General features: G+C 71.0%; 13 protein-coding genes. 11 read left to right on the forward strand and 2 right to left on the reverse strand.

Annotation, left to right across the window (positions count from 1 at the left end; all coding sequences use genetic code 11):
- Positions 1-190: 190 nt before the first annotated feature.
- Complete coding sequence (locus tag PS467_RS38780; RefSeq protein ID WP_311039210.1) at positions 191-1561, reverse strand: CitMHS family transporter; 1371 nt, start codon at positions 1559-1561, stop codon at positions 191-193.
- Positions 1562-1769: 208 nt separating this feature from the next.
- Here PS467_RS38780 and PS467_RS38785 point away from each other — a divergent pair, with 208 nt between their 5' ends.
- The 5 genes from PS467_RS38785 to PS467_RS38805 all read left to right on the forward strand — a co-directional run bounded on the left by PS467_RS38785 (position 1770) and on the right by PS467_RS38805 (position 7379).
- A complete protein-coding gene (locus PS467_RS38785) occupies positions 1770-2690 on the forward strand; it encodes a LysR family transcriptional regulator (protein ID WP_311039211.1) in 921 nt (306 codons plus the stop codon).
- Positions 2691-2837: 147 nt separating this feature from the next.
- Positions 2838-4055, forward strand: coding sequence for a CaiB/BaiF CoA transferase family protein (locus PS467_RS38790; protein ID WP_311039212.1), 1218 nt, complete (start codon positions 2838-2840; stop codon positions 4053-4055).
- Entirely contained in the window at positions 4045-4992 is a 948-nt protein-coding gene (locus PS467_RS38795; RefSeq protein WP_311039213.1) for an HpcH/HpaI aldolase/citrate lyase family protein, read from the forward strand. Before PS467_RS38790 ends, PS467_RS38795 begins: the two co-directional genes overlap by 11 nt.
- A 20-nt stretch (positions 4993-5012) precedes the next feature.
- Complete coding sequence (locus PS467_RS38800) at positions 5013-5747, forward strand: alpha/beta fold hydrolase (RefSeq protein ID WP_311039214.1); 735 nt, start codon at positions 5013-5015, stop codon at positions 5745-5747.
- A gap of 168 nt (positions 5748-5915) precedes the next feature.
- On the forward strand, positions 5916-7379 hold the full coding sequence (locus tag PS467_RS38805; protein ID WP_311039215.1) for an alpha/beta hydrolase: 1464 nt from the start codon (positions 5916-5918) through the stop codon (positions 7377-7379).
- A gap of 132 nt (positions 7380-7511) precedes the next feature.
- On the opposite strand, the gene PS467_RS38810 is transcribed toward PS467_RS38805, so the two are convergent.
- A complete protein-coding gene (locus PS467_RS38810) occupies positions 7512-8129 on the reverse strand; it encodes a LysE family translocator (RefSeq protein ID WP_311039216.1) in 618 nt (205 codons plus the stop codon).
- Positions 8130-8240: 111 nt separating this feature from the next.
- Between PS467_RS38810 and PS467_RS38815 the strand changes: the two genes are divergently transcribed.
- The 6 genes from PS467_RS38815 (at position 8241) to PS467_RS38840 (ending at position 14591) form a co-directional block, all read left to right on the forward strand.
- A complete protein-coding gene (locus tag PS467_RS38815) occupies positions 8241-8708 on the forward strand; it encodes an Lrp/AsnC family transcriptional regulator (RefSeq protein WP_268976353.1) in 468 nt (155 codons plus the stop codon).
- Positions 8709-8915: 207 nt separating this feature from the next.
- Positions 8916-9587, forward strand: a complete 672-nt coding sequence (locus PS467_RS38820; protein WP_311039217.1) for a DUF5134 domain-containing protein — start codon at positions 8916-8918, stop codon at positions 9585-9587.
- A 215-nt stretch (positions 9588-9802) separates the two neighbouring features.
- Positions 9803-10822: an ArsR/SmtB family transcription factor gene (locus PS467_RS38825; protein ID WP_311039218.1), complete on the forward strand. Its 1020-nt coding sequence runs from the start codon at positions 9803-9805 to the stop codon at positions 10820-10822.
- A 252-nt stretch (positions 10823-11074) separates the two neighbouring features.
- Positions 11075-13315: an MMPL family transporter gene (locus tag PS467_RS38830; protein ID WP_311039219.1), complete on the forward strand. Its 2241-nt coding sequence runs from the start codon at positions 11075-11077 to the stop codon at positions 13313-13315.
- Between the two features lie 47 nt (positions 13316-13362).
- Positions 13363-14289, forward strand: a complete 927-nt coding sequence (locus PS467_RS38835; RefSeq protein WP_311039220.1) for an AurF N-oxygenase family protein — start codon at positions 13363-13365, stop codon at positions 14287-14289.
- Positions 14290-14300: 11 nt separating this feature from the next.
- Positions 14301-14591, forward strand: a complete 291-nt coding sequence (locus PS467_RS38840) for a DUF4873 domain-containing protein (RefSeq protein WP_311039221.1) — start codon at positions 14301-14303, stop codon at positions 14589-14591.
- Positions 14592-14604: the final 13 nt, after the last annotated feature.

A 14604-nucleotide genomic window follows, 5' to 3' on the forward strand; every position in this document is an offset into this window, starting at 1 on the left:
CGCTGGACCGTCTCGGCCTGTTCCGGTCGTCGCTACGGCCGCACGGTGAGCCGCGGGGCCGTGGCGAGTGCCGCGCTGATCGCGGTGGCCGCGCCGAGTGCGCACCGTGTGCGGCGCCGCGGGGGCCGGGGGTGCTGTGCGCAGTCCGGGGGGACCCGCATGGCCGACGTCTCCTTACGGTGGTGGCGGTTCACAGCGATATGGCACCGGTGAGCAGTGCGGCGGCCGTCATGACGGCAGTCGTGCCGAAGGCCCAGCGGAAGATGAAGCGCTGGTGTTCGCCGAGTTGTACGCCGCTCATGCTGACGAGGATGAAGGTGGAGGCGGTGAGGGGGCTGAGCGGGAACCCGGTGGTCATCTGGCCGAGCACCGCGGCTCGGGCGATCTCCGCCTCGTCGGCGCCGAATCCGGACGCCGTGTGGGAGAGCACGGGCAGCACGCCGAAGTAGTAGGCGTCCGGGGTGAAGGCCAGACTCAGGGGCATACCGGTCACGGCCACGATGGGCGCCAGATGCCCGCCCAGGGAATCGGGCACGACGGCGACCAGCGCCTCGGCCATCTCGGAGATCATTTCGGTGCCGGTGAGAACTCCGGTGAACACGCCCGCGGCGAAGATCATCGTGGTGACCAGCACCACGCTCTTCGCATGCTTCTCCAGGAGCGCCTGCTGCCCCTCCCAGGTGGGGTGGTTGACGAACAGGGCGAGCGCGAAGGCCAGCGCGAACAGCACCGGCAGGGGCATGAGCTCCATGACGAGCGCCACGATCAGCGCGACCGTCAGCACCCCGTTGAACACGGTCAGCGGAAGGGAAGGACGTGCCGCCCGTGTCACCAGCGGTGTGCCGGGGCCGTCTCCCGGCGTACGCCGCGCAGTCCGCCGCGTACGCGTCGACGTAACCCTCCGCGTGTCGTCCTGCGCCCGCTGTCCGGAGTCCGCCGCCGCTAGTGCGGTCAGGCGGCGGCGCTCGCGGCGGCCGATCCAGTACGAGGCGAACAGCACCCACGCGATACCGCATCCCATCGCGGGCAGAACCGGGGTGAAGACCTGCGAACCGTCCAGCTTCAGCGCCGCCATGGCCCGCACCGTCGGTCCGCCCCACGGGAGCATGTTCATCACGCCCGCGCCCAGACAGACGACACCGGAGAGGACCAAGGGGCTCATGCCCAGGCGTGTGTAGACGGGCAGCAGTGCGGAGACCGTGATGAGGAAGGTCGACGCGCCGTCGCCGTCGAGCGCCACGCACATCGTGAGGACGGCGGTCCCGACCGCGATGCGCGCCGGATCATTGCGGGCGGCGCGCAGGATCCGGCTGATCAACGGGTCGAAGAGCCCGGCGTCCACCATCAAGGAGAAGTAGAGGACCGCGAAGGCGATCATGATGCCGGTCGGGGCCACCGTGCCGAGCCCGTCGAGGATCATGTCGCCCATGTCGCCGGCGAAGCCGCCGATCACAGCCGCCGGGACCGGCAACAGAACCAGCGCCACCAGGACGGAGACCCGCTTCGTCATGGTCAGGAGCAGGAACAGGCCGATCGTGGAGAACCCCAGGGCTGCCAGCATGGTTGTCGCTCACCTTCTCGTTCGCCTCATCGGCATCGGCTCCCGGCACGGGAAACGGGCCCCCGTGGTCCGGCGCTGCGGATGAGTTTCGAAGCGCCAGCGGATCGGAGTCCAGCATCAAACCGAGATCTATCCATGCGCTTTGGGCATCAGTCTCCGGGGAGGACACCGGGGAGGACACCGGGGAGGACACTTAGGATCACTCGCCATGGACAGCACCCTGCGTCAACTCGCGGCCTATGCGGCCGTCGCTCGGGCGGCCAGCTTCACCGCGGCCGCCGCACAGCTGAAGGTGTCCCAGTCCTCACTCAGCCGCGCGGTGGCGGACCTGGAACGGCAGCTGGGCACCCGGCTCCTCGAACGCGACACCCGTAATGTCGAGCTGACCGCCGCGGGCGTCGAGGCGCTGCGCATCGCCGAGCAGATCGTGAACGCCCACCGCTCCGGGATGAAGGAGCTCGAGCGCTTCCTGCTCGGCGAGTCGGGAACGGTCGCGGTGGCCACCCTGCCGTCGGTCGCCGCGGTCCTGCTGCCGCAGGTGATCCTGGACTTCCGTCGGCAACGGCCGCAGGTGGCCGTCCAGATCATGGACGGCCTCGAACAGTCGGTACTCAGCCGTGTGCTTTCGGGCGACGCGGACTTCGCCATCACGACCGGTGAGCCGTCGGGACAGCTGGACCACCGGCCTTTGGTGCGGGACCGGTTCGTCGCGGTCCTGCCGCGGGACCACCCGCTGACCGACCGTCCCGGCGTCACATGGGAGGACCTGGCCCGCGAACCCTTCCTCGCGGTCGGCCGGGACTCCAGTGTGCGGCGGCTGACCGACGCGGCGTTCGCCCAGATCGACGTCGGCTCGGCGCCGTCCGCGGAGGCGGGCAACGTCGCCACGGTCGGCGGGCTCGTGGCGGCCGGGCTCGGGGTGACCGCGCTGCCCGCGCTGGTGCTGCCGCTCCTGGGCACCGGGCCGGTCGTCCACCGCCCGCTCTCCGAGCCCACGGTCCATCGGCGCCTCGACATCGCCGTACGGGCGCGCCGCCCGCTGCCCCAGGCGGCCGATCGGTTCCTGGACACACTGCGGGAGTTCCGCACCCGCCGGCACCGACTGCCGCCTGGGGTGAGCTGGGCCTGACCCGGCCCGTGAGCTGAGTCCGACCGGCCCACCGCGCACCCACTTATGCGTGTTCCGCATGTATTCATCGCCGTCTTTTGCTGGACGCACATGCCTGGGGGTCGGCAGGCTGACAGGCGTCGCAGTGAGGCGAGTTTGGGGAGCACAGTGACGTTCGAGCAGCAGCAAACCGGCGGCCGAGGCCAGTTGCGGGGTCTCAAGGTGGTCGAGTTCGCACATGTGGTGGCCGGTCCGCTGGCGGGCTCCATGCTCGCCGACCAGGGCGCGGACGTGGTTCATGTGGAGCCGCCGGGCGTCGGGGACGCGGCACGGGCCATGGGCCCCAGCAAGGACGGTCACCCGCTCTGGTTCAAGGTCGCCGGCCGCAACAAGCGGTCCGTCACCCTCGATCTGCGCCAGGAGTCCGGGCGGCAGGTCGCCCAGCGGCTCGTCGCCTGGGCGGACGTCGTGATCGTCACCCTGCGCCAGGGCCGGCTGCGCGCCTGGGGGCTCGACTGGGAGTCCGTGCACCAGATCAATCCGAAGGCCGTACTGCTCCAGATCTCCGGCTTCGGCGCGACGTCCTCCCGGGCCGACGAGCCGGGCTTCGGCAAGGTCGGCGAGGCCCGCAGCGGCGTGGTGCACCTGACCGGTTTCCCCGACACCCCGCCCGTGCACACCGGTTTCTCCCACGGCGACGCCGTGACCGGCCTCATGGGCGCCTACGCGATCCTCGCCGCGCTGCACCGCCGCGACCACGACCCCGATTTCGACGGCGAATGGATCGACCTCGCGCTCTTCGAGCCCCTGTTCCGGCTGGTCGAGTGGCAGGTCATCGTCCACGACCAGCTCGGATCGACACCTGGGCGCTCCGGGAACCAGCTCGCGGTCGCCCCCGCGGCCGTCATCAACACCTACCGGTCGAAGGACGGTGAGTGGATCACCGTGACATCGGCGACGCCGCGGTCCGTCCGCAACGTCGCGAAACTGCTCGGGTTCGACGAGGCCGAGTTCGCCACCGTACCGCAGCAGTTCGCCGGGCGCGCCCGCCTCGACGACGGCCTGCGGGCGTGGGTGGCCGAGCGCACCGCCGCCGCCTGCCTCGAGGCGTTCACCCGTGCCGAGGTGGTGGCATCACCGGTGCTCAGCGCCGCCGATATCGCCGAGGACCCCGTCTACGCCGAACGCGAGGACATCGTCACGATCGACGACGCCGACCTCGGCCCCGTACGCATGCAGTCCGTCATCCCCCACTTCCACCAGCGGCCGGGCGTGGTCTGGCGGACCGGGCCCGCCCTGGGGCAGGACAACCACCTCGTCTACCGGGATTGGCTCGGCCTGGACGAGGAGGAACTCACCGACCTGGAGAAGCACGGTGTCGTCTGATCCCCGTCGCACCCCACCCCTCGCGCCCGCGCCGCGCCCGCTCCTGCGGTCCCTGCTGTTCGTACCCGGCAACAGAACGGCCTCCTGGCTTCCCAAGGCCAGGGCGGCAGGAGCCGACGCGGTCATCCTCGACCTGGAGGACGCCGTGCCCGAGGCCGACCGGGCCGCCGCTCTGGACCAGGTGACGAACGCTCTCGCCCGGCAGGCCGACACCCCTGGGGGACCGGCTCTGTTCGTCCGCGTCACCCCTCTCGACACCTGGGCGGCCGCCGAGGCGCTGCGCGGCATCTGCGGTCCAGGACTCAGCGGCATCGTCCTGCCCAAAGTGACCGGGCCCGACGACATACGCCTCGCCGACCGGCTCCTGGGCTGGTGCGAACGCGAACACGGCCTGCCCCGGGGCCACGTCGCCCTGGTGCCCCTGCTGGAGAGCGCCCGTGCTCTGCACGATGCCCACGGCTGCGCGGCGGCCGCCGGCCGGGTCGCCTACCCCGGCGCGATCACGGGGGCGGGCGGTGATGTCGAACGGGCCGTCGGCTACCGCTGGAGCCCTCAGGGCTGCGAAACACATGCCCTGCGCGCCCGGGTACTGCTCGACGTACGGGCCGCGGGCGCACCGCATCCGGTGGCCGGGCTGTGGACCCGCGTCGGCGATCTCGACGGACTGCGCGCCTTCGCCGAACAGAACCGGGCGCTCGGCTACGCGGGCATGATGGCCATCCACCCCTCGCATGTGCCCGTCCTCAACGAGGTGTTCGCGCCCAGCACGGCCGAGCTCGAGCGCGCGGCACGGTTGGTCGCCGCTGTGGAGGAGGCACAGGCCGACGGCACGGGTGCGGTCACTTTCGAGGGGGAGATGGTCGACGAGGCCATGGCGGCGACGGCCCGGTCGCTACTGGAGTGGTATACCGTCGGTGCCGACAGCATGCGCGAATAGGTTGATGAGGTGGCAGGTCAGTGAGCCGACGGCGCCCTGCGACGCCGAGCACCGCCCCGCTCGCCGTGGCGCTGCCGGGCTCGTTCTGTGCCCCGGCGATATTCGACGGACTCGGACACGCGCTGGCGGGACACTGCCGCCTGCTGGCCCTGTCGTGGATGACGGATGCCGACGCGTGCGGCATCGCCTCGCTCGCCGAGTGGACCGCCGGCCGCATCAGGGCACACAGTGGCGAACCGGTCGTCCTGATCGGGCACTCCACCGGCGGCGCGATCGCCCTCCAGGCCGCCGCACACCATCCCGAGCTGCTGCGGGCGCTGGTCTTGATCAATACCGGCCCCCATATGCGGGAACACGGAGATGTGGACACCCTGATCGACGCCATCGGGACGGACGGCGTGGAGAGCATGACGCGACGTGTGATGCGACGCTCGTTCCGGACCCCTCCGCCCGCGGCCGAACTCGAGCGCTTCCTCGCCTACGGTCGCGCCGTCCCCGCCCGGTCCGCCGTGGAGGCGCTGACCAGCCAGCGTGACACCGACCTGACCGAGGTCCTGCCCGCGATCCGGGTGCCGGTCGCGGTCGTCCACGGGCGGCACGACCCGGTCCGCGGCGTCGCCGGCGCCGCGGCGATGGCCGAGGCGCTCCCGGACGCCACCTTCCACCCCGTGGACGCGGGACACAGCCCGATGTACGAGTGCCCCGACGCGGTGCGCACCATCCTCGTGGAACTCCTGGCCCGCACGGACCGCTGACCGCCGCCCACACCTCGGCCGGCCCGTTGTGCCTGCTCCGGGACGCTTCGGACGGGACGGGCGAACAATATGAACGCAACGGCCGATGGGATGGCACTCACCCGTGGCGGTCCCTAACATCCCGGCTCGCAGCGCAACTTCGCGCAGAGCACGAACAGGAGCCGCTCCTTGAACACACCTGACGCGCCCACGCATGTCCCGTGGCGGGCCCCACGGCGCCGACGCCGCCCGGCGGCACTGGCGGCCGTGCTCGCCGCCGTGGTCCTCGGCACGCTCGGCAACGCCCCCACCGCCCACGCGCGGACCGCCCAGCCCGAGGCCGCCACCTGCCCGGCCGATCTGGCCGGGAAGGCGAGGTGTTACACCGGTCAGGACACCAACGGGGCGTACTACACGATGGCCGTGCCGACACACTGGAACGGATCCCTCGTCGTGCACGCCCACGGCGGCCCCGATCTCGGCGACTCCTCCGACCCGTCGCGCAGCACCGACGACCTGGAGCGCTGGGCGGTGATGGTCGACCAGGGATACGCGTGGGCCGGCTCCTCCTACCGCCGCGGTGGCTACGGCACCCGGATGGCGGCCGCGGACACCGACAACGTACGCCGTCTGTTCATCGACCGGTTCGGCCGGCCGAAGCGGACCTACCTGCACGGCCAGTCCTGGGGTGGCAACGTCGCCGCCAAGGTGGCGGAGACCTACGGCAGACAGCCCGGCGCCTACGACGGCACGTTGCTGACCAGCGGTGTCCTCGGTGGTGGTTCCCGCGGCTACGACTACCGCGTGGACCTGCGCGTGGTCTACCAGTACTACTGCCACAACCACCCCCGCCCGAGCGAGCCGCAATACCCGCTGTGGCAGGGGCTGCGCCCGGACTCCACCATGACGACGGCCGGGCTCCGCGCCCGCCTCCAGGAGTGCACCGGCTACGCGTCCGACCCCGCGGACCGGACCGCGTCGCAGCAGCGCAACCTCGACGACATCCTCGCCGTCACCCACATCCCGGAGCGTTCACTGGAGTCGCATCTGCGGTTCGCCACCTTCACGTTCCGGGACATCGTGTGGAACCGGCTCGGGGGCCGTAACCCGTTCGGCAACCGGGGGGTGCGGTACACGGGCTCACACGACGACAAGGCGCTCAACGCGGGTGTCGAACGGTTCTCGGCGGACCCCACCGCACGCCGTGACCTCTCCTACGACAGCGACCTCACCGGCACGGTGTCCATGCCGGTCCTCACCCTGCACGCGATCGACGACCCGACGGCCTTCGTCGAGCACGAGGCGGCCTACCGCGCCACGCTCCAGGGCGCCGGACGGGACGGGAACCTCGTCCAGACGTTCACCAGGGAAACCGAGCACAGCGCGCTGAGCGACGCCGAGTACGCCGACTCCATCGCGGCCCTGGACAGCTGGGTGCGCTCCGGCCGCAAGCCGACCCCGCGCTCGATCGCGGCCTCCTGCGCCGCCTTCGACGCGACCTACGGCAGCGGTTGCTTCTACGACGCCGCCTTCCACCCCTCGCCGTACGCCTCGCGCGTTCGGCCCCGCCCCGGCGGGCTCGGCTGGCCTGCCATGACCGCGGCGCAGGAGCGGGCCTGGAGCCGGATCGACGGTGTGGGGATCGCTCCCTGAGCGACCGCGCGCTGAGGGGCCCTCACGCATCCCCGCGGGTCCCGGCGGGTCCGGTCCCGGCGGGACCCGCGTCGCAACGCGCCCGGACACCCGGCTCGCCGGGTGTCCGGGCCGGTGAACGGAGCGGGGCCGTCAGCCGGCCAGACGTTCCACGAGCAGGAACCCGCCGATGCCGATCATCATGGCACCGGAGACCCGGGTGACCGCACGGGCCGCCGCCGGCCGGGTCTTCAGCACGGTGCGGGCGAGCACACCGACAGCCAGGTAGACGATGGCGCAGGCCGCCATGTGGAGCGTGCCGAGCAGCCCCGTCTGCGCGGCGACCGGCCAGCCGGTGGCGGGGTGGATGAACTGCGGGAAGAGCGAGAAGTACAGCAGCAGCGCCTTGGGGTTCAGGCCACTGATCCCGGCCCCCTTGAGCATGACCTGCCGGCGCGAGGAGGACACGGCCTTCGTGGGCGCGTCCAGCACCGCCGGCCGCGCGAGCACACCCCAGCCCAGCCACATCAGGTAGCCGGCGCCGGCCACGGTCAGCGCGGTGAGCACGCTCGGAGAGCTCGCCACGAGCACCACCAGACCGGCCACGGCGAGCAGCGTGTATCCCGCGTATCCGGCTATCAGCCCGGCGACGGCGGGGACGACCGACCGGTCCCGCAGCCCCGCCGCGATCGCGTAGGCCCAGTCCGCGCCCGGGGTGAACACCAGCAGCAGATCCACTGCCAGGAAAGCCGCCACCGTCGTCGTGTCCATCGATCGATCCCTCTCAGATGCTCATCCTTACGAGGGAAGATTAGGTGCGATATGCCCGAAAATGTTTCCGCGATCACGCCCCTCGCGGCCGTTGTGGGGAAAATCTTTCTCATGGATGCCCTGGACCGGAAAATTCTTACCGAGCTACAGCTGGACGGCCGCCTGACCGTCACCGAGCTGGCCGCGCGCGTGCGGCTGAGCGTCTCGCCCTGTCACCGCCGGCTGCGCGACCTCGAACGCGAGGGTGCCATCCGCGGCTACCGCGCCGTGGTCGACCCGGCGGCCATCGGCCTGCACTTCGAAGCCGTGGTCTTCGCCACGCTGCGCTGGGAGGGCCGCGACACCGTCACCGCCTTCGAAGAGGCCGTGACCGCCATCCCGCATGTCATCCAGGCCCAGCGCCTCTTCGGCGAACCCGACTACCTGCTGCGGGTCGCCACCACCGACCTGGCCGCCTACCAGCAGCTCTACGACCAGCAGTTGGCCCAGCTGCCGGGTGTCCAGCGGCTGACGTCCACCCTCGTCATGAAGAGCGTCGTGCAGGACCGGCCACTGCCCGAGCAGCCGTCACGCGGGTGACGCACCCTCTTGGCGGCGATGCCGCCCCGGTCGTCATGTCGCGCCGCTCACACCGGGAACCGGGGCAACGCGCTGTCCGACTCCTGGAAAGGACCGGTGATCACGGTCCCCGAGCCACCCGAGAGAAGGGTCAGCGATGCCCGACAGGCAGACCACGCCACCACCCGCGCCGGCCGAGAGCGAGGACCGTAGTGGGGCGGTGGGCCGATGATCGCCGCGACGGGTCTGCGCTGGGTCCTGACCGTACTGTTCGTCGTGCCCGCGCTCTTCGCGGTGTGGCGGGCCGTCATACCCGGAGGTGCCGGCGGCGGGCCGGGCGCCACGGGGCGAGCCGCGCATCTGCTGCACGCGGTGATGGCCCTCGCCATGGTGGCGATGGTCTGGCCCTGGGGCATGGACCTTCCGGCCCGGCCACAGATCCTCCTGTTCACGCTGGGCGGGGTGTGGTTCGCGGGGGTGGCCCTGGCCCGGCCCGCTCCGCTCTCCCGTGCGCGTGCGCTGTCGGATGTCCTCCCGCATGTGGTGATGATGGGCGCGATGGCCTGGATGGCCGCGGCGATGGCCTCGTCCTCCCCGGCGCCGGGACACGGTGGCTCCCACGGTATGGCGGACATGCCCGGGATGGACATGTCCGGTGGCTCCGGCACCGTGACCATGACCCTCACCGGAACCGGCCCGAGGCTGACCGCCGGGCTGCTGGCCGGAGTGCTGCTCGTGCTCGCCCTGCGGTGGCTGGCGCGGGGGTTCGACGCCGCCCGGCTGGACGACACCACCGGGTCGCGGCGCCGCTCGGCGCCGGCCGAACCGGACGCGTTCGAACTCGGCTGCCACGGCGCCATGGCGCTGGGTATGGCGGTGACGTTCGTCCTGCTCGTATGAAGACCTCACTGTCAGCCGCCGGTTGACGCCCCGTGGCTGTGGCGCGGTGGACGCCGTCGCGAAGGGGAAAAGACGGCGAAAGGTGGAGAAGTGCGGCGCTTCTGTGAAGGCGTGGTGTTCCGGACGGTCCCTGGCGGCCCGCCGATCAACCATGGGAATGAGGCACCGGATCTCGGACCGCATCGGTGCCGCAGCGCCACACGGGGGACGGTTTCATGGCTGTACGCATGCACTTCACCGACGAAGATCTCGCACAGATCAGGCTGGCGCAGGCTCCGGATCCCATGTGGGAAGCCCTGCTCAGCATGCACACACTACAGACGGCCGCCGCCGCGGCCGTCTTCGGCGGCTGGCGGCGCACCGTACGCCGTCGGCTCCGGACCCACGACGCCCAGTTGCTCCAGCTCGCCCCGCCCGTCGGATACTCCGCCGACTTCCTCACCCCGGCGGCCGGCGCCGGCGGTCTGGACGCGGGATTGAGCGCCTTGCTCTCCACTCCGCGCCGCCGGTTCCAGCACGATCTCCTGGAACTGTCCCGGACGGGCCGTCGGTTACCGGTCTGGGCCCGGTCGCTCGCCGACGGCGACAAGGAGGCCGTCACGCTCCTCGCCCGCATGTTCCGGTCCTACTTCGACACGGCCCTGGCGCCCTGGTGGGAGGGTATCCGCGCCCGGTTCGACGCCGAACGCACCGTGCACGAGCGGTACTTGGCGCAGGGTGACCTGCCAGGACTGCTGGGTACGCTCCATCCGGGGCTCGTCTGGCGCGGGTCCGTGCTGGTGCTCCCGGGCCTGGGGGACGACCGGGACGTCTGGCTGGAGGGGCGCGGGATCCTCATTCTCCCGTCGTACTTCTGCTGGGGCGCACCGACGCTGCTGAAGGATCCCGGGCTCCCGCCCGTCGTGGTCTATCCCATGGCGCACGACACCGCGCCCTGCGCCGTGCCCGGGGCCGACGGGGCCGTCCCGGTGCGGCCCCGCTCCTTGGACGCCCTCGTCGGCCGCACCCGCGCCCGCATCCTGACCACGGTCGCGGGCCACGGCTTGACGACGAGTGAACTGGCGCACGGCGTGGGCGTCGCGCCCGCCACGGTCAGCCACCACGCCACCGTTCTGCGCGAGGCGGGCCTGCTGAGCACCCGCAGGATAGGCGGCTCCGTGCTCCATACGCTCACCCCCCTGGGGCTGGCCCTGCTGGGCGAGCGGCCGGCTCTGGGCTCCGGCCTGGTCGCGTGACGTCCGCTCCGTGCCCGACCCGCTGGCTTGACCAAGTCTTTACTCGCTCCACGTGGGCTTTTCGAAGCAGGTCTAAAGCGATTGTCGCCCGTCTCCGGGCCTGGGCATCCTGATCGGGCCTTGACCGGTGGGCGATTCGCCTTGCCCGGCGACAGGCGACGACGGGTGGCCGACGCGGCGCGGCCGGATCTGCTGTGCCGCGGGGCTGCTCGCACGTGAACCGCACGAGGGGGACTTGGGGTGGCTGGGCGCATGACCGTGTGCATCATCGGTGCACCCCGTAGGACCCTGGCCGCCACCTTCCTCCTGCTCGCGGTGGCGGCGGTCGTCGCGGTTCCGGTCATGGGCAAGCTGTCCGCGGGTGGGTTCAGGGACCCCGGCGCCGAGTCGTCCCGGGCCACCACCGCGCTCGCCGATACGTTCGATCAGGGGAAGATGCAGTTGCTGCTGACGGTCACCGCGCCGGGCGGGGTGGCCGGGAGCGCGGCGCGCACGGCGGGCAGCCGCATCGTCGAAGAGCTCGAGCAGTCACCGCACGTCGCCTCGGTGTCCTCGCCGTGGACCGCTCCCGGACCGGCCGCCGCCACGCTGACCAGCAAGGACGGCGACACCGGCCTCATTGCGGCCGGCCTGTACGGCGAGGAGAACGACGCCCAGCGGTACGCCCGGGACCTGGCCGACAAGGTGACGGGCACGGCCGACGGTGTGGTGGTCAAGGCCGGTGGCGGGGCGATGCTGTACTCGCAGATCCGGGAGCGCAGCGAAGCGGACCTGTCCTTCATGGAAGCCGTCGCCACCCCGTTGAGCCTGCTCGCCTTGATCTGGGTGTTCGGCGGACTGGTGGCCGCCGGGCTGCCGCTCGCGGTCGCGGTGGTGGCCATCGCGTGCGCGGCCGCGGCGCTGCGCCTGCTCACCATGGTCACGGAGATATCGGTCTTCGCGCTCAGCCTGGCGACCGCGCTGGGGCTCGCCCTCGCCATCGACTACACCTTGCTGATCATCAGCCGGTTCCGCGACGAGCTGGCCCGGCGGGAGTCCATCGAACACGCGGTCGTCCGGACCATGTCGACGGCGGGCCGGACCGTGCTGTTCTCGGCGAGCACCGTGATCCTGTGCACGCTGCCGATGCTGCTGTTCCCGATGAGTTTCCTGCGGTCCATGGCCTACGCCGCGATGCTCGTCGTGGCGTTCGCGGCAGCGGGGGCGCTGGTGATCACACCCGCCGCGATGACGCTGCTCGGCCACCGGATCGAGTCCTGGAACCTCAAGACGCCCGTACGCCGCCTCTTCGGCCGGAGCGGCCATCCGGTCCGCCGTACGGAGGACACCTTCTGGTACCGGAGCACCAAGGCGGTGATGAGGCGGCCGCTGGTGACGGCCGTGGCGGTCACCGCGGCCCTGCTGCTCCTCGGCTCGCCCTTCCTCGGCGTGCGGTACGGATTCCCCGACGACCGGGTGCTCTCCTCGTCCGCGTCGGTACGCGAAGTGGGCGACCAGTTGCGCGAGGACTTCACCGTCAACCCGCAAGCCGCCGTCTCGGTGGTCCTCAAGGACACCCGCGACATGACGCCGACGCAGCTGGGCGCGTACGCGGCCGCGCTGTCCCGGGTGCCTGGTGTCACCTTCGTGGCGGCTCCTGGCGCCACCTTCGTCGACGGCGAGCGGTCGGCGGGACAGTCGGCCGGCGCCGGAGCCGAGGGAAACGCCGCGTTCCTCACCGTCGCGAGCGCCGCGCCCGTGTTCTCCGCACAGTCGGAGAAGCAGCTGGACGGCCTGCACGCGGTGCCGGTCCCCGGCGACGCGCAGGTGATGTTCACCGGCACCGCACAGGTCAACCGGGACAGCGTCGACGCCGTCACCTCCCGCCTCCCCCTGGTGATCCTGCTGATCACGATCGTCGCGCTCGTGCTGCTGTTCGCGGTCACCGGGAGCGTGCTGCTGCCGCTGAAAGCCGTGGTGCTGGACATGATCTCGCTGTCGGCGGCGTTCGGAGCGCTGGTCTGGATCTTCCAGGACGGCCATCTGGGGGCGCTCGGCACGACGTCGGTCGGCACGCTGGTGATACAGACCCCGATCGTGCTGTTCTTCATCGCCTTCGGCGTGTCCATGGATTACGAAGTGTTCATCATGTCCCGCATCAAGGAGTACTGGAAGAACTCCGACCGCACCGACGAGGCCAACGCCGAAGCCGTGGCGCGCGGGCTGGCACGCACCGGGCCGGTGGTCACCGCCGCCGCGGCGATCATGACCATCTCGTTCGCGGCACTGATCGCGGCTCAGGTGTCGAACATGCGGATGCTCGGTTTCGGGCTCATGGTGGTGGTGCTCGTCGACGCCACCCTGGTGCGGATGCTGCTCGTGCCAGCGTTCATGAAGATGCTGGGCAGAGCGAACTGGTGGGCTCCCCGGCGGCTGCGCGCGTGGCACGACCGGTGGGCGATCTCCGATGACGGCGCGGTCGCGCCGGTGCGGACGGAAGTGCCGGTCGGCTGACATCGGTACGGCCTGTGTCGATCAACAACGCTGGAGAGGTGAAACGGATGACCGCGGGCAACACGTCCCCGGCGGAGTCGGGCTCTGCCGAGCTGCCACGTGAGGTGGTATCCAACCGGTTGTTGAAGGGGTCGGTGAAACGGTCCTACATCCCGGTGGTCGACATCGACTGGGAGGCGCCGCTGGACGACGACAAGTTCTTCGTGGCGCCGAAGACCCTCTCGCTGTACGGCACCGAGCTCTGGGACCGGATGGACCGGGCGCAGCGGATCGAGCTGTCCCGGCAGGAGTTCGTCAACATGCTGTCGACGGCGATCTGGTTCGAGAACATCGTCAACCAGGGACTGCTGCGCCACGTCATGCACGCGGACCCGCGCAGCAGCGAAACCCACTACAGCCTGACGGAGCTGGGCGACGAGACCCGGCACATGGTGATGTTCGGCAAGGCCATCCAGAAGGTCGGCGCCGAACACGTCCGGGTCCCGCTGGCGCAGCGGGTCGTGCTGAACACGATCCCGTTCTTCCTCCGCGGCTCCGGGCTGTGGCTGTTCGCGCTGCTGGGCGAGGACATCACGGATGAGTTGCAGCGCCAGATGGTCGACGACCCGGATGTGCAGCCGCTCGCGCAGCGGGTGCTGCGGGTGCACATCCTGGAGGAGGCCCGCCACATCAGCTTCGCCCGGGACGGCATCCGCAAGCGGGTGGCCGAGATGCCGCGGTGGCGGCGCGCGGTGCTGGCCAACGTGCTCGGGTTCCACGGCATCGTGAACCAGCAGGCGTTCATCAACCCGGTCGTCTACCGCCGGGTCGGTCTGCCCGACCCGAAGGCGGCGCGCCGGGCGGCCAAGGCGAACGAGAACTTCCGGCTGGTGCAGAAACGCTGCTTCGCCGGACTGGCCGAGTTCTTCGAGGAGACGGGGCTGATGGGCCGGGTGTCCCGGAAGATCTGGAAGAAGATCGGATACCTCGACTAGTGGCGGCACGGGTGAACGATGACGAGGTGTACGACGGCCCGGCGGCCCTGACCGTGGCGGGTGTCGCCCAGGAGGTCAGGGTGCGGCTGGCCGGCCGGATCGATCCCATCGACGGCAAGTACCACTGGCAGGGCACCGTCGTGGCGGCGAGCTCGCCGGAGAAGCTGTCCGGGGGCCTGGCGGTGAGCGTGACGATCGGGTCGAGGACGGCCGAGGGCCGGCTGGCCGAGCAGACGCCGTGGGGCAGCTACTCCATCACGGGCGTGGGTGCGCCGCCGTTCGACCAAGCCGAGTTCGACTAGTGGCCTTGCGAGG

Origin of the sequence: Streptomyces luomodiensis (assembly GCF_031679605.1) — a bacterium.
Taxonomy (GTDB): Bacteria; Actinomycetota; Actinomycetes; order Streptomycetales; family Streptomycetaceae; genus Streptomyces; species Streptomyces luomodiensis.